The following is a 15,207-nucleotide window of genomic DNA, read 5'->3' on the forward strand; positions in this document are numbered from 1 at the left end:
AAATTGTAATGATCAACTAAACTCAAATTATGCAAATAAAAGAATCTTCAGAAATCTTTGATGTGATCATCGTAGGTTCAGGAGCAGGTGGTGGTATGGCTACCAAGCAATTGGCAGATGCAGGTTTAAATGTAGCTGTTGTAGAGGCGGGTCCGTTTTTTGACCCGGCAGATCCAAAGACCATGACCCAATTAAAACAACCCTATGATTCCCCCAGAAGAGGAGCCGGGACCACCCGCGCCTTTGGTGAATGGGATATGTCATGGGGAGACTGGGAAGTTGAAGGTGAGCCATATACTCATGCAGAAGGAACCGAATTTAAGTGGTGGCGTGCAAGAATGCTTGGTGGTAGAACCAACCACTGGGGGCGAATTTCGCTACGTTTTGGGCCAAAGGATTTTAAAGGAAAAACACGTGATGGCCATGGCGATGACTGGCCAATAGGTTATGAAGATATTAAACCCTATTATGATAAATTAGACAAGTTAATTGGTGTTTTTGGCACCAATGAAGGTAGAGAAAATGATCCTGACGGATTTTTTCTTCCTCCCCCGAAACCAAGATTGCACGAGCTGTTTTACATTAATGGTGCAAAGAAATCTAACATACCGGTTATACCTGGTAGGCTTTCTATGTTGACAAAAAGAATTAATAACGACCGTGGTGTTTGTTTCTATTGTGGGCAGTGTAGTAGGTCATGTCAAATTTATGCAGACTTCTCTGCGGGAAGTTGTTTGATCTTTCCGGCACAAAAGAGTGGTGGTCAAGTCAAGTTGTTCGTAAACTCTATGGTACGTGAGGTTACCACTAATGAAGAGGGCAGGGCCACCGGTGTCTCATATATCAACAAAGAAGATCGAAAAGAATATAAGCTAAAAGGTAGAGTAGTGGTATTGGCCGCCTCTGCTTGTAGTTCTGCACGAATATTGTTGAATTCAAAAAGTAAGCAGCATCCTAATGGATTGGGGAATAGCAGTAACCTAGTTGGTAGATATTTACACGATTCTACAGGATCTAGTGCCTCAGGAGTAATTCCGGGATTATTGAACAGAAAAACATCGTACAATGAAGATGGTGTAGGTGGTATGCACGTATATTCGCCTTGGTGGGGAGATAATTCTAAGTTAAATTTTCCAAGAGGATATCATATAGAGGTATGGGGAGGTATGGGACAACCTAATTACGGTTTTGGTTGGGACCCCAATGCTATGAACAAATATTTTGGCCTAAAATCCGGTGGTTATGGTGATAGCCTACGTGATGATGTTAAAAAATATTATGGATCAGTAATAGGCTTTGGAGGTCGTGGTGAAGCAATTGCCTATAAGGACAATTATTGTGAAATTGATCCTACAACGGTAGATCAATTTGGTATTCCTGTTCTAAAGTTTAACTATAAACATTCAGAATACGAGATAAACCAAGCCAAACACATGCAAGATACCTTTGAAGAGATCATTCATAACATGGGCGGTCATTACTTAGGTGATAAACCGGGCAAGGATAAAGACTACGGCTTAAACAAACCTGGTGAAATTATTCACGAAGTAGGAACCACCAGAATGGGAGATGACCCTAAAACCTCTGTAACCAATAAGTTTCAGCAGTTACATGACGCAGATAATGTTTTTATCGTAGACGCGGGAGTCTTTGTTTCCCAAGCGGATAAAAACTGTACTTGGACCATTATGGCGCTTTCATGGAGAGCGTCTGATTATATCATTGAGCAATTAAAGGCACAAAATATTTAGAATGATGGATAGAAGAAAGAGTTTACAAACTTTAATACTTGGCGGTGCTGCGGCAACCTCTGGGCTAGTCTTCAACTCATGTAAGACTGAAAATGGTGAATCTGTAGACCAAGATATTGTAGCTAGTAGTGAAACATATTTTGGTAGAACACCTGCAGAACTAGAACGCATAGAAAAGTTAAATGCCGAGCAATTGTTCAATGAACATGAAATGGAAACCATAGCGGCACTAAGTGTGGTAATTTTACCGCCAAAAGAACCACATGGCGGTCCCATTGAGGCAGAGGTGCCTGAGCTTGTAGAATTTATGGGTAAAGATATTCCAGAAATGGCACCTACATTATTAGGTGGTTTAATGTGGTTGGATCATAAAAGTAATACAGAATATGGTACTGAATTCAAATCGGCTACATTAGAGCAGAAAAAACAGATATGTGATGAAATTTGCTGGCATGACACTGAGAGGCCATTAAGCGAGCAGCCATTGGAAATTCAATTTTTCTATACCATGCGTGGGTTGACCGTTACTGGTTATTACACCTCTAAAGTGGGTATTGCAGATTTAGGATATAAAGGGAATTCACCAAATGTTTGGGATGGTGTACCCCAAGATGTACTTGACCAACATGGTGTTGCGTATGATCCGGAATGGATAGCTAAATGTGTAGACCAAAGTAAACGAAACGTCATTGCAGAATGGGATGACGAAGGAAATTTACTTACATAAACAATATTAAAATGATAAAAAAAATAATTATTACCGCTACCCTTTTAGGTGGTGTATTTTTTGCTCAGGCCCAAGAGGTAGGTTTACAATTGTATAGCCTAAGAAATCAATTTAAAATGGATGTTGCCAACACCTTAGGATTAATAAATGAGTGGGGAATAACCAAAATTGAAGGTGGCGAAACCTATGATATGCCGTTAGAGGATTTTAAAGCTTTGCTATCTGAAAATGACCTTGAAATGGTAAGTGTTGGAGCTAGTTTTGACGATTTAGAAAACAATCTTGAAAAAGTAGTCAAGAATGCCAAAGATTTTGGAGCTACATATGTAATGTGTGCATGGGTACCTCATGATGATAATAAATGGGATTTAGAAGAAACAACGCATGCCACAGATGTGTTCAATAAGGCCGGTAAGATTTTAAAAAAGAACGGTCTTGTTTTGGCATATCACCCACATGGATATGAATTTAGACCTTATAAAAGTGGTACGTTGTTTGACTATATGGCGCAGAATGCCAATGACTTTACTTTTGAGCTTGATGTATTTTGGGCACAACATGGCGGTGCCGATCCGTTGGCATTAATGAAAAAATATCCAAAGAAAATTACCCTTTTACACTTGAAGGATATGGAGAAAGGTATTGAAGGCAATAACACCGGTCATGAAGATAATGATACCAATGTGGTGCTAGGAACCGGTCAAATAGATATTGCAGGTATAGTTAAAGAAGCTAAAAAATTAGGTATTGAATATATGTTTATTGAAGACGAATCTAAGAATGTGGTAACTCAGGTACCAAAAAGTATGGTGTATTTAAAAACTTTAAAATAAACCAATTACCAGCTTGAATGCAAAACCTTCTGTTATTTAATAAATAGGAGGTTTTTTTATTTGCTTTAATTTAAATCTAATATTTGCAGTTTAGTCCACTTTTTTAAACTGCAATAACCTGAAATCTGCTACTGCTTTATTTGGCATTTCCAGAGCTTTAAGAGTCAAAGTTCCTTTGCCTTTAGGTAATGTAATTATACCAAGATTCAACGGTTTAAATTCCTTTACATAGGACTCCATTCTTAATACACGATCATGTTCCTTACCAACAAGAGGAGAATCAAAGGCTTCAGTTATTTTAGCCTTGATTTTACTATCGCCAAAACTTAATTCTACAACTGAACCCAAATCTTTTGGCGGACATGTATAGTACATTTCAACCTGGAAATTACCTTCTTCCAATACATCAACGTTCCAAGTAATAGAGTCGTTTACAGAATTCCAATTGGTGAAAAAAGAATCGTTTGGCCAGCGGTTGCTGCGTTCTATTGTACCATGTGCTTCACCATCTCTAGCAGGTAGTTGAGTATATATTGCTTTTGGATAACCTAATGTAAAAGCGCGATCATCATTCTGTTTGGTGGTAGTGATGGTTTCGTTTTCCCATTTACGTTTGGCTTCAAGAAATTTGTTGACCAGATTTTGGTTTTCATTGGATATATCATTCTTTTGCGCTCTGTCAACAGTAATATTGTAAAGTCTATTTTCATCATCTAGTCTATATTTTTGACTTCTAACACTTGTTTTTCCGTTCCAATGGTTAAAAAGATATCGTTCCTTAGCTTCAAATTTATTTCCCAATAGTAAAGCGCTCAAGTCTTCACCATCAACAGGAAATTCTGTTGAATAGGGTATAGAAAGTAAACCGCACAATGTAGGTAAGATATCAATACCACCAGCAATTTCATTAAGTTCCAGCCCTTTTGGAATATGTTTGGTCCATTGAATATAAAAAGGTGTACGAACACCACCTTCGTCAACACTTCCTTTTTTACCTTTCATGTTTCCGTTCCAACGATAGGCGTTAGGACCGTTATCCGATAGGTAAATAATGATGGTGTTGTCTTCAAGATTCAGTTTTTTGATTTTATCGGTAATCCTTCCAACATTATAATCAATATTTTCTACCATGGCCAAAGCGGCCTTGGTAAACTGCAGATCTTCATCATCATTTGCATCGGATAGGAAATTCAAAGACTTGTTTTTCATTTTGTTCCAAAATTCATCGGGCACTTGCATAGGGCTATGCGGTGTATTGTATGGTAGGTACAGAAAAAAGGGTTTTGCTTTGTTGTTTTCAATAAACTCCAATCCTTTATCGGTTAAATCATCCACCAAAAAACCGTTACCCTTTACCAACGCACCGTTATGTTCCAACATAGGACTAAAATAATTGCCCCAATGACCAGATGCAAAACCGTAATATTCATCAAACCCTTTGCTATTTGGGTGGTATGGCGGTTGCATGCCGTTATGCCATTTTCCAAAAGCAGCAGTATGGTAATCTGCTTTTTTCAGTATTTCGGCAATCGTAGTTTCGTTCATATTAATACGCTCACCACCAGAAGAAGTTTCGTAAACACCCGTACGGGTAAAATACCTGCCCGTTAATATTTCTGCTCTGGTAGGAGAACAAACGGGCTGCACATAAAAGTTATTGAATGTTGCTCCATTGGTCCTTAAAGCATCAATATTTGGTGTGCTTAGGTTGTTATTTCCGCTACTGCTTAAATCTCCCCAACCTTGATCATCGGCTAAGAAAAGAATAATGTTCGGTTTTTTAACCGTTGGCTCGTTACGTGATGACTTACCACAGGAAAGGTTCAAAATAATGATGAAAATTACAAGTAGATTCTTTGCCATGGGTTGATTTTAATTGATAGTCGGTCATTATACATTGAAACTATTTTAAAGATAAAGCACCTTTGTCAAAAATCTGTATCTTCAAACACAAATAAATTTGACCATGTTTAAGAATAGAATATTAGGGCTGTCCGTAATGGCGGTACTTATGTTTACGGTAAGTTGTAAAGAAGAGAATAAGAAAGAAAATACAGCTGCCATTAAGGAAGAAATAGATGATATCGTATTGGATACTATCGTAGAACCTAAGATACAAAAACCAGTATTCAAAAATCTGGAGGGTGTAGCAGATACTACATTTGTGCGTTTAGCAGACTATAGCGATGGTTTTGCTTATGACCTACGTTACGCTACCAAAAATAATTTTTTAAAAGAAAAGGTGTATGATTGTGGCGAATGTTACACTAGGGCTAAAACGGTGAAGGCTTTGCTAAAGGCAAATGAGGAGTTTAAAAAACATGGTGTAAAAATAAAATTCTACGATTGCTACAGACCAAATTCTGTGCAGTATAAAATGTGGAAAATAGTCCCTAATCCGCAATATGTAGCCAACCCGGTAAAAGGTTCTATACATAACAAAGGTGGGGCCGTAGATATAACATTGGTAACACTGGAAGGGGCAGAGGTTAAAATGCCAACGGATTTTGATTTTTTTGGAAAACGCGCCTACCATGATAATTTTGACTTGCCCCAAGAGATTTTGACTAATAGAAAGTTGCTAAAGGAAACCATGGAGAAATATGGTTTTTGGTCTACCCGAACGGAGTGGTGGCATTATAATTTACAAGGAGCTTCAAAAGACCCAATAGCAAATTTTAAATGGGATTGTAATGAAATATAATAGTATAGCGATTAAAGTCGCTTCGCTACTGATCTCGTTGCATTTAGTTGGTTGTACAACTATGGAACGGACTATTGATCTTTGGCCAAAAGATAACATTCCAAATCAAAAAGAAACTAATATAGAAGAAGTACATGAACAGCGTGATATCCTAAGAATAAGTAAGGTTCAAAAACCAACTTTAGAAGTATTCTTGCCAGAGAAAGCTAATGCTAATGGTAAAGCGATGTTGATTTTTCCCGGTGGCGGATATGGTATTTTAGCCTATGATTGGGAAGGAACCGATGTAGCCCAGTTTTTAGCCGATAGAGGAATAGCCGGTATTGTTGTGAAATATAGATTGCCCTCGGACGAAACGCAAACAGATAAACATAATGTGCCGTTAATAGATGCCCAAAGAGCTATTAAAATGGTCAGAAGTAGGGCAGGAGAATGGGGCATAAATAAAAATGAAATAGGCATCATAGGTTTTTCGGCAGGTGGCCATTTGGCATCAACTCTAGGTACCAAGTATAATAACCGTATTTATGAATCAATAGATGAAATAGATAAAGAAAGTGCAAGACCAGATTTCATGGTACTTATGTATCCGGTAATAACTATGGGTGAAGAAACACATTTAGGATCTAGGAATAATCTGTTAGGAAAAGAGCCATCTGAAAAAATGATACACGAATATTCCAGTCAATTTCATATCAATTCAGAAACACCACCAACATATTTGGTACATGCAATGGACGATGAAGTGGTACCTGTAGCCAATAGTGAATATTTTCATGCGATGTTTAATATAAAGGCTACCGCAAAGAGTGAGTTGTATCTTTTTGAAAAAGGCGGACATGGTTTTGGACTGGCCCAAGATGATCCTATTTTAAGAAAATGGCCAATTGATCTAATAGATTGGATTAATAGTTTATAAACCGAATTACTTTTATATTTTTGCAAACTGATTTTCAATGATAGCAATTGTCATTGAAGTTACGGGGTGTAGCCCTTCTACTACGCTAAGGATAAACTGCACTAGAGTTCATCTTAAGTAGCTGAAAAACTATATATAATTAGGAAGGTAGTCTTCCTTTAAATTTTCGGGATGTAGCGCAGTCCGGTAGCGCACTCGGCTGGGGGTCGAGTGGTCGCAGGTTCAAATCCTGTCATCCCGACTGAATAAGAAAATGAACTGTTTTGCAGTTCATTTTTTGTTTCCAAAAGCGTCATAAGCAAAGCTTATGAAAGCGGTTGGGAACAAAAAATGAAAAAGCGATAGCTTTTCTTTTGTTATTTGCAACGTGGGTATATTATTTATATTCCCTTTTAATTAATAATGCCTATATAAGTAGAGTATTTGTCTTGAATAGCATTTTATTTTCTAATTGCTTATATTTCATTAATATATAGCAAGTAACAAGTGTTGTTGTAATCATACAAGATTCGTTCTTTAGAAAAGTAGGCGTAAATGAAAAATATTTCCCCGTTAATAATTCTTATGAGTATCTCTTTTTTAATAGGATGCTCTAGTACAGAAAATCAAGTGAATACTTTTTCGGAAGAAATAGACAATATTGAAACACCAAGTGATGATTCCGTATCAGATGAAATCATTGACGGAACTATGCGAGAAATCTCTCCGAAAGAATTTGTACTTGACATGGGTTCTGGCTGGAATTTGGGCAATACATTAGACACAGAAGATGTTGATGTGACGGCATGGGGAAATCCTTTGACAACTAAGGCAATGATTGATGCGATTGCTGCAAAAGGATTTAAAACGTTACGATTGCCGGTAACTTGGCAATATCATACCGGTTCAGCGCCAGATTATATTTTGGAGTCTGATTGGTTAGACACGGTAGAAAACATTGCGAATTATGCTCTAAGCAATAATATGTATGTGATTATCAATATTCATCATGATGATGAATGGATTGTGCCTACCTATGAGAATGCCCCTTACGTAAAAGATAGGTTGATAAAAATATGGACACAGATAGCTAATAAATTCAAACCTTATGGCGACTATGTTATTTTTGAAACATTGAATGAGCCCCGTTATGAAGGATCTCCAGAAGAATGGGAAGGTGGTACTGAAGAAGGGCGAGATGTTGTCAACCAATATCATCAGGTAAGTGTAGATGCAATTAGAGCAACTGGAGGTAATAATGCTGTTCGAAAAATTATGGTTTCTACCTATGCGGCCGGAACCGGTGAAAATGTCTTAGAAGATTATCTAGTTCCTAATGATGATGAAAATATTATTGTATCTATTCATAGTTATTCACCTTATTTATTCAGTCTTGCAGGAACTGATCCAACATGGGGTACAGATGAAGATAAGGCGCAGTTAACCGAAGAATTTAATGTAATTCAAGCTAAGTTTGAAACGGAAGGTAGGGCAGTAGTTATGGGTGAATGGGGATCTACTTTTTCTAATAATGAGAATGACCGTTTGGCTCATGCCGAATTTTATGCAAATCTATGCGCAGAACGTGGTATTTGTCCCATTTGGTGGGATAATGGTAATGCCAGTGAATTTGGTATCTTCAATAGAAATACATTAGAATGGGTTTATCCAGAAATTGCAGATGCTATTGTTGATGCTACGAGGTGATTTAAGTGGAGTGTAAAGGATACAATGACGATGATAGAACCAATCTCAAACGGATTTATCAATTCATTTGGACCGTAATTGTTATTGGGCAAAAAGGGTAGAATCAATAGCGCTATAATTGAAAACTTAATCAATGCAAAAAGCTCGTCAGAAGTAATATTTCTTATAATAGTATGAAAACGGGTTTTCAGAGAAAGTAAGGTTACAATGATAACTGCCGTAGCAACTGCATTTCTATAATATTCGGCAGAAACCATTAAACCTAAAAGCACAGTTGAAATCAATGCAATGTTGGTAGTAAAGCTACGCTCGTATTCAACGGTTTCTTTGTGTAAATGATTGAAGCCTAGAAAGAAAATAAAAGCGCCTAAACCAATAATGGGCAACCAAGAAGAGTAAATTTCGGTAAGGCTGCCAAGGGTGAAACCTAAAATGGCTACAATGGGGAAAGCACGTATACCGGCAAACCCTTTATCTTCTTTTAAGTTGTAATATTCCCGTTATAGTCCTAAAATTAGACCAATGCCCAAACTAATGAGTACGCCTAAAATATAAGGGTTTAAGACATTAATTATTTTTTCAAATTCACCCATGTATTTTTCTTCTATAGCTGATTGTTTCTAAAAATTGAGATTACAATGTAGAACCCCAACAAGGCAGATAGAACAAAACCTATGGCTCCTAAAACCGGAATTCCGTTAATTAAAGGAGGCATTTTTGCCATAACCAATAATGATGAACCTATGGAAAGTGCTGCGATGATAACTGCAAACACCAAACGGTTTACAGCCTTACTTGTTGCTGTCTGAAACTCTTTAAGACCTTTATGTTCATGAACAATTTCTAACTTACCATCTTTTATTTTTTTTACGATGGTGTTAATATCATCAGGTAGTGTATCTGCTAAGGCATTGATATCTTTTAAACGATTAAGATTCTTTTTAAACAGGTATTTTAAACTAAATCTCTTTCGTAAAATCTTTGCTGTATACGGTTCTAGATTTTCAGTGATATTAAATTCAGGATCTAGTTTAAGACCTACACCTTCAATAAGAATTATACCTCTAATAAGCATATAAAGGTAATGTGGTATTATAATTTGATTCTCGTATAGGACAACTTTAAATTGAGATAAGGTATCGCCCAACTTAATGTTTTGTATAGCGGTATTACTTACCCCTTCAAGTAATTGATAGAGGTCCTGCTCTAGTTTTTTATAATCGGGTATGTTCGTTCTTATGGCAATTTTCTCTAGTAACGTAATAATTTTTTTAACGTCTTTACTAAGAAAATATAATAATAAGTCGTTTATAAATTCTTTTTCATTGGGTAGAACAGTACCCATCATTCCGAAATCTAAGAAACATATTTTTTCGGTTTTCGGAATTATAAATATATTACCTGGATGAGGGTCTGCATGAAAAAATCCATGATTTAAAATCTGTTCAATATAAAGATCTACACCAATTTTTGCTACAGCTTTGGGGTTTATATTAGCTGCTATCAATGCTTCAATATTAGAAACTTTAATGCCATCAATAAGTTCCATACAAATAATCTTATCTGTAGAAAGTTCCTTGTAAATATCCGGAACATGAATAAACGCATTGCCTACGAAATTTTTGGCAAAACGTTCGGTATTGCCTATTTCTCGTGCAAACTGAAGTTCCTCTTTTATACTTCGCTCAAAAGACTCTATAATACGAATAGGTTGTAAAGCTTTTGCCTGCGTACTATATTTCTCAAGACTATCGGCTACCTGTTTCATGACCATTAGATCAGCCTCAATGACTTCTGTGATATGTGGTCTCTGAATTTTTAAAATTACCGCTTCGCCATTTATCAGCTGCGCTCTATGTACCTGTGCCAAAGATGCGGCAGCTAACGGCTCTAATTCGATGGTAGCAAAATACCCGAATTTTTCAATTCCTAATTCTTCTTCAACGGTGTTTAAAACATCAAAGTCTTTAAGTTTGGGTACATGATCTTGTAATTTTTCTAGCTCATCTATGAGCTCCAGCGGTAGAAGATCTTCACGAGTGCTAAAAATCTGCCCTAATTTTATATAGGTAGGTCCTAATTCTTCTAAGACCATTCTTATGCGTTCGTATTTAGTAAATGAGAGGTTTATTTTAGTCTCTGGATGTTTTTCTAGATACTTGCTGGGAATAAATTTTAAAATAGGACTATGGGATAACACATCTTCAAAGCCATACTTAACAAGTATATTAAATAAAGTGGCGTACCGCTTTATTTCTTTTTGGGTGGGAATTCTTAATATGGCCATGTAGAATTGGTCTTTTAAAAGATAGAATTTGAAAAAGTGTGCTAATACGGTATAATTATTTAGTTTGAGTTTTGTGCTCATCTAAATAATGATGTAGCATTTGTTTTAAGCTTTCTAGATATTCTTGCATAACCTCCTTGTCCATATGTGGATGTTGACTAACGGGCAATGTCATTGGGTTTTCATCCAATGAGCGATAGAGCTCTGGATAATTCGTTTCAATATCAGTGGTTAGCGTTGTAATCTCATTTAAGATTTTGTGTAATTGTTTCATGCTCTTATAATTGTCAAAAGCAATTGTACGGTACTTACATAAAATGACTAACCGGTAGCAACTTTATTTTAGGTTTAGAATTACAGGATAAATTTATAATACAAAGCATTTAAAAGTTATGACCAAAGTCATGTAAATGAACTTCAGATTTTATTTTTCCATATTTTGGAAGATGCCTGATTTGAAAATTTAATAAGAATAGGATTTGCTACAATGTAAATTTAATGTTAATTTTGTGTAAATAAAATAATACAAACTGGTCAGGTTGTAGAGGCAAAAAATTTTATGAAGATTACAGATAGGAGTAGATGATAATATTTTGACTGTAACTTGTTAAAAGCATTTTTAAATAAGCACTATAAATATAAATTAACTAAAAGCATGAAAGCAGAGATTAAAAAGGTTACTAAATCAGCAAAAAAAGTAGAAGATTTAAAAAGTAAATTGAAAAAGGCCAAAAAGAATGACGCTAAGAAAAGTGAAATAAAGAAAGTTAAAAGTAAACTTAAAACTTCTGCCAAACGTTTAAAAAGTAATAAGGCAAAACTTAGAAAAGCATTAAAATAATATAAAAAAACCGAGATGAAAATCTCGGTTTTTTTTATGCTACTAAAATTGACGTCAAAGTATTTATCAACAAGTATTTCCATTGGTTCGGTAATGCGTGATTATAGATAAAGTTATTCCGTTATTTATCATATTTTAAACGAAAATTGAATCTTAATTTGCACCTTACTAGCAATATGGGTAACAGCAGGTTACAGAGAAAATGTCAAAAAAGATGTGGACTTCAATTTTTATAGGTATTTATGTAATAATAGCATTGTCAATTGTATTGTCGATTTTATTAAATGGAGCAAAGCCTACAAAAAGTCTGGCATGGCTTTTAGCTATTTTTGCACTACCTGTAGGGGGTATATTTCTTTATTTGTTATTGGGAAGAAATAGAAGGAGGTATAAACTTATTGAACATCAAAAAGATTTGTTTCGTAAAATGCCCAAACCAAGTACCGAGCAGATCAATGAATTTGACGGCAAGTATGGCAAATTAATGACTCTTAGTTATAAGAATTCTCATTTTCCACCAACTACCGGTAATGAGTTAAAAATTTTAAAAGATGGTAGAACAACTTTTGAAACCATATTTAGTGCATTAGAAGCCGCTACTACAAGAATTCATATACAGTATTACATATTTGAAGAAGGAGATCTTGCCAATAGATTACTAACATTATTTGAAGAAAAAATAGCCCATGGGGTAGCCGTAAGAATGATATATGATGGTATTGGCAGTTTTTCATTAAGTAAAAAATACCTGAAAAAACTTTTAGAGATAGGGGTAGAGGTATACTCTTTTTTGCCTTTTAAATTTGGCAGGTATTTTTATTCATTGAATTTTAGAAATCACCGTAAAATAATTGTGGTAGATGGTAAAATTGCTTTTACCGGTGGCATTAATGTATCTGATAAATATTTAAAAGGTCAAGTTGGCTTAGGTAAATGGCATGATATGCATTTGAGGCTTAAAGGTTCTGCAGCGACACAATTGGATCAGGTATTTATGACAGATTGGTATTTGGTCAGCACAAAATTGCTAGAGCCTATCTCAATAAAGCAGAACGATTCTATTGAGCCTATAGCTAATGAATTGGTACAAATTGTTGCCGGTGGTCCAGATGATGATTTTCCGGTGTTGGAACAAACTTATTTCTCCATGATAAATATGGCAAAGAACTATATTTATATAACCAACCCATATATTATACCTGGACAGGCAATGGTAAGAGCGTTACAAACAGCAGCTTTAAGTGGTGTAGATGTAAGGTTGTTGGTATCAGAAAAAATAGATAATCAAGTAGTAAGTTGGTCGGTTCAATCTTATTTTGAGTTGTTCTTGAAAGCAGGAATTAAAATATATCTTTTTCCTGATGGATTTTTACACAGTAAGATAATGGTGAGTGATGACGCTGTATCATCTATTGGTACGGCAAATTTAGACGACCGTAGTTTTGAACAGAACTATGAGGTAAATGCTATTATGTATCATAGTAAGATGGCTAAGCTCTTAAAAGAAGACTTTTTAAATGATTGTAAGGTAAGCAACGAATTATTCTATGATGAATATGTAAAACGATCATGGGGCAAAAAGTTGAAACAAGGTGTGGGCAGAGTATTAAGTCCGTTATTTTAGAATGGCTTTTTTACTCTATCTGTGAGGTAAATACCAAATCTTGTTCTTCCATAGCCACAACAATCATTTTCACGTAATCTTTTATGGCTCTGTCAATGTTGTCTGGCTCTATTATTTCAATAATACCTCTCCAAATCATGGCTCTTTCCTTTCCTTCGCAGATACAATATAAGGTAGTCTCTGCATGGTAAACAGTAAATTTTTCATAGTAGTTATCGTCGTAATATATACCTTGGTGTTCTAGGTAATCATCATTAAATCTAGATTGGTGGTCATCCCATCTAGAAATAGATTTTACAAAACTTTCACGATTTTCTGATCCTATAATCTTTGTAAGTAAAATGGCATCAAAATCTTTGTCTAGAAGACTTTGTTCTACATCATCTAATTCTTTGTCCGTCTTACGTGAATCTGTCAGAGAAAGGTCAAATATATCTACACTACGCCATGCTTCAACATCTCTATCAGCAAATTCTTTCTGTAGTTTGCTTTCAAAGTTTTCTCGAGTATCATTATTTTGAGCCATACCTACAATCAAAACCTTGTTGGCATTGAAAAGTACAATATCCGGATTTTTCCAATTTTCAACTAAACTGATAGATGAGCAGCCCATCAACATTAAAGAGAACAAAACCATAAACTTTTTCATAACACAGTATGTTTTATTTCTGTCGAAGATACTTTATATCCAAGGTTGTAAAAATGACCATTGTCAGTTCACTTTTGTAGTACAGAAAATTGTTAGACTGTTTTATAGAAATAGGTCAATACTTTCTTCTAGTTTCGGTATATGGCAGTTCCATCGTTGGCATTTCTAAATCTTACAACAAATATTTTTGAATAAAAAACCGCCAATGAAAAGAATTCTTTGACGGTTTAATCTTAGACATCAACCAACTAGAAATGTCTAAAATGTTTGTATAAATTATATTTCTTGATAATTGTCAATACCAAAGAAACGTATTAGTGTAATGCTAAAATGGGTACATCACTATCGTAACCAATTTTTTTGATCAATGGTTTAGAAAAGACACTACCAAAAAAGATATGTTTTCGGTTAATGAAAGACACCATATCACTTTCTCTACTTTCAACAAAAAGCTGTATACCCTTGCCCAAATTCTTCTCTTTTAAGGTATGAAATTGATGTTTAGTCTCACTTAAAATAGATGATAATAATTGTTTATTGCTTAATTGGGTTTCTGTAAGTTCTTTATTGTTTTCTAAATGCAATACGGAAATTTCGGCATTGTGCATATTAGCCAATTCTATAAGGTATTTAAACTCTGATCTTTTATAGACATCTTTAAAATCTGTTGGAAAAACAATCTCTTTAGGCGACATGAAAGAAACATGCTCAGGTATAGCCAGTACAGGGCATTCTCTAATTTTCTCCATGGCCATAACGGTATTACTGCCAAATAGAACTCCTTTAGAGCCTGTAGCTCCTTTGGTCCCCATTGCGACCAAATCAATATCTTTCTCTTTTATATTTTGCTTAATGGCTTCTGAAAGAAAGTTCGCTGTAGATTCTGTAAAATAATTGTGTTTAAAGTTCTCTTCATGTAAGCTAAGGGTGTTGATCAGTTTATCTAGTTTCTTTTCTGATTCCTGTTTTGCTAATAGGTATTCTGCACTTCCTTCTTCAGGTATATTTAGACTATTGGTCGTATATTTTTCAAAACTGAACACGTTTAGAAAATAAAAGTCACAATTAAGTTTTGCATACAAATCAATGGTGTACCTAATGGCATTAAGGGCATTTTTAGAAAAATCCGTAGGTATTAAAATACGCTTGTTCATTATGGAATGATTTAGATGGTTCAATAAATATA

13 protein-coding genes, 1 tRNA gene and 1 pseudogene are annotated in these 15,207 nt (G+C 35.2%); 9 read left to right on the forward strand and 6 right to left on the reverse strand.

Features of this window, described 5'->3' with window-relative positions:
* Positions 1–29 precede the first annotated feature (29 nt).
* The 3 genes from PXC01_RS13625 to PXC01_RS13635 are packed head-to-tail and all read left to right on the forward strand — an operon-like array spanning position 30 to position 3,311.
* On the forward strand, positions 30–1,751 hold the full coding sequence (locus tag PXC01_RS13625) for a GMC family oxidoreductase (RefSeq protein ID WP_276472835.1): 1,722 nt from the start codon (positions 30–32) through the stop codon (positions 1,749–1,751).
* Between the two features lie 4 nt (positions 1,752–1,755).
* Positions 1,756–2,478, forward strand: a complete 723-nt coding sequence (locus tag PXC01_RS13630) for a gluconate 2-dehydrogenase subunit 3 family protein (protein ID WP_276472964.1) — start codon at positions 1,756–1,758, stop codon at positions 2,476–2,478.
* 11 nt (positions 2,479–2,489) lie between these two features.
* Positions 2,490–3,311 carry a sugar phosphate isomerase/epimerase family protein gene (locus PXC01_RS13635; RefSeq protein WP_276472836.1) on the forward strand — a complete coding sequence of 274 codons (822 nt, stop codon included), beginning with the start codon at positions 2,490–2,492 and terminating at the stop codon, positions 3,309–3,311.
* A 90-nt stretch (positions 3,312–3,401) separates the two neighbouring features.
* Here PXC01_RS13635 and PXC01_RS13640 read toward each other — a convergent pair whose 3' ends face one another.
* Entirely contained in the window at positions 3,402–5,174 is a 1,773-nt protein-coding gene (locus PXC01_RS13640) for an arylsulfatase (RefSeq protein ID WP_276472837.1), read from the reverse strand.
* A 103-nt stretch (positions 5,175–5,277) separates the two neighbouring features.
* On the opposite strand from PXC01_RS13640, the gene PXC01_RS13645 reads away from it, so the two are divergent.
* The 4 genes from PXC01_RS13645 to PXC01_RS13660 all read left to right on the forward strand — a co-directional run bounded on the left by PXC01_RS13645 (position 5,278) and on the right by PXC01_RS13660 (position 8,620).
* Positions 5,278–6,015: a M15 family metallopeptidase gene (locus tag PXC01_RS13645; RefSeq protein WP_276472838.1), complete on the forward strand. Its 738-nt coding sequence runs from the start codon at positions 5,278–5,280 to the stop codon at positions 6,013–6,015.
* Complete coding sequence (locus PXC01_RS13650) at positions 6,005–6,934, forward strand: alpha/beta hydrolase (RefSeq protein WP_276472839.1); 930 nt, start codon at positions 6,005–6,007, stop codon at positions 6,932–6,934. Before PXC01_RS13645 ends, PXC01_RS13650 begins: the two co-directional genes overlap by 11 nt.
* Positions 6,935–7,101: 167 nt before the next feature.
* Positions 7,102–7,175 (forward strand) — tRNA-Pro (locus tag PXC01_RS13655).
* A gap of 293 nt (positions 7,176–7,468) precedes the next feature.
* Positions 7,469–8,620, forward strand: coding sequence for a glycoside hydrolase family 5 protein (locus PXC01_RS13660; RefSeq protein ID WP_276472840.1), 1,152 nt, complete (start codon positions 7,469–7,471; stop codon positions 8,618–8,620).
* Here the strand turns inward: PXC01_RS13660 and PXC01_RS13665 are convergent.
* The 3 genes and pseudogenes from PXC01_RS13665 to PXC01_RS13675 form a co-directional block, all read right to left on the reverse strand.
* Positions 8,578–9,081 (reverse strand): annotated as a pseudogene (locus tag PXC01_RS13665) (MgtC/SapB family protein); the annotation flags it as partial. The gene PXC01_RS13660 and the pseudogene PXC01_RS13665 sit on opposite strands and share 43 nt — an antisense overlap.
* Before the next feature lie 143 nt (positions 9,082–9,224).
* Positions 9,225–10,907: an ABC1 kinase family protein gene (locus PXC01_RS13670; protein WP_276472841.1), complete on the reverse strand. Its 1,683-nt coding sequence runs from the start codon at positions 10,905–10,907 to the stop codon at positions 9,225–9,227.
* Between the two features lie 55 nt (positions 10,908–10,962).
* Positions 10,963–11,181 carry a hypothetical protein gene (locus tag PXC01_RS13675; RefSeq protein ID WP_276472842.1) on the reverse strand — a complete coding sequence of 73 codons (219 nt, stop codon included), beginning with the start codon at positions 11,179–11,181 and terminating at the stop codon, positions 10,963–10,965.
* A 381-nt stretch (positions 11,182–11,562) separates the two neighbouring features.
* On the opposite strand from PXC01_RS13675, the gene PXC01_RS13680 reads away from it, so the two are divergent.
* Together PXC01_RS13680 and cls are read left to right on the forward strand one after the other, a co-directional pair.
* Positions 11,563–11,748, forward strand: coding sequence for a hypothetical protein (locus PXC01_RS13680; RefSeq protein WP_276472843.1), 186 nt, complete (start codon positions 11,563–11,565; stop codon positions 11,746–11,748).
* Between the two features lie 214 nt (positions 11,749–11,962).
* Positions 11,963–13,372, forward strand: coding sequence for a cardiolipin synthase (cls, locus tag PXC01_RS13685; RefSeq protein WP_276472844.1), 1,410 nt, complete (start codon positions 11,963–11,965; stop codon positions 13,370–13,372).
* A 10-nt stretch (positions 13,373–13,382) separates the two neighbouring features.
* On the opposite strand, the gene PXC01_RS13690 is transcribed toward cls, so the two are convergent.
* Both PXC01_RS13690 and PXC01_RS13695 read right to left on the reverse strand, forming a co-directional pair.
* Positions 13,383–14,021: a hypothetical protein gene (locus tag PXC01_RS13690; protein WP_276472845.1), complete on the reverse strand. Its 639-nt coding sequence runs from the start codon at positions 14,019–14,021 to the stop codon at positions 13,383–13,385.
* 314 nt (positions 14,022–14,335) lie between these two features.
* On the reverse strand, positions 14,336–15,175 hold the full coding sequence (locus tag PXC01_RS13695) for a universal stress protein (RefSeq protein ID WP_276472846.1): 840 nt from the start codon (positions 15,173–15,175) through the stop codon (positions 14,336–14,338).
* Between the last annotated feature and the right edge of the window lie 32 nt (positions 15,176–15,207).

The organism is Maribacter huludaoensis (genome assembly GCF_029350945.1).
Lineage (GTDB): Bacteria > Bacteroidota > Bacteroidia > Flavobacteriales > Flavobacteriaceae > Maribacter > Maribacter huludaoensis.

Bases quoted from the DNA above. Each gene is read 5' to 3' on its own strand.
- PXC01_RS13660 (WP_276472840.1), top strand. From the start codon at position 7,469: ATGAAAAATATTTCCCCGTTAATAATTCTTATGAGTATCTCTTTTTTA.
- PXC01_RS13650 (WP_276472839.1), top strand. From the start codon at position 6,005: ATGAAATATAATAGTATAGCGATTAAAGTCGCTTCGCTACTGATCTCG.
- PXC01_RS13680 (WP_276472843.1), top strand. From the start codon at position 11,563: ATGAAAGCAGAGATTAAAAAGGTTACTAAATCAGCAAAAAAAGTAGAA.
- PXC01_RS13635 (WP_276472836.1), top strand. From the start codon at position 2,490: ATGATAAAAAAAATAATTATTACCGCTACCCTTTTAGGTGGTGTATTT.
- PXC01_RS13670 (WP_276472841.1), bottom strand. From the start codon at position 10,907: ATGGCCATATTAAGAATTCCCACCCAAAAAGAAATAAAGCGGTACGCC.
- PXC01_RS13625 (WP_276472835.1), top strand. From the start codon at position 30: ATGCAAATAAAAGAATCTTCAGAAATCTTTGATGTGATCATCGTAGGT.
- PXC01_RS13645 (WP_276472838.1), top strand. From the start codon at position 5,278: ATGTTTAAGAATAGAATATTAGGGCTGTCCGTAATGGCGGTACTTATG.
- PXC01_RS13690 (WP_276472845.1), bottom strand. From the start codon at position 14,021: ATGAAAAAGTTTATGGTTTTGTTCTCTTTAATGTTGATGGGCTGCTCA.
- PXC01_RS13630 (WP_276472964.1), top strand. From the start codon at position 1,756: ATGGATAGAAGAAAGAGTTTACAAACTTTAATACTTGGCGGTGCTGCG.
- PXC01_RS13695 (WP_276472846.1), bottom strand. From the start codon at position 15,175: ATGAACAAGCGTATTTTAATACCTACGGATTTTTCTAAAAATGCCCTT.
- cls (WP_276472844.1), top strand. From the start codon at position 11,963: ATGTGGACTTCAATTTTTATAGGTATTTATGTAATAATAGCATTGTCA.
- PXC01_RS13640 (WP_276472837.1), bottom strand. From the start codon at position 5,174: ATGGCAAAGAATCTACTTGTAATTTTCATCATTATTTTGAACCTTTCC.
- PXC01_RS13675 (WP_276472842.1), bottom strand. From the start codon at position 11,181: ATGAAACAATTACACAAAATCTTAAATGAGATTACAACGCTAACCACT.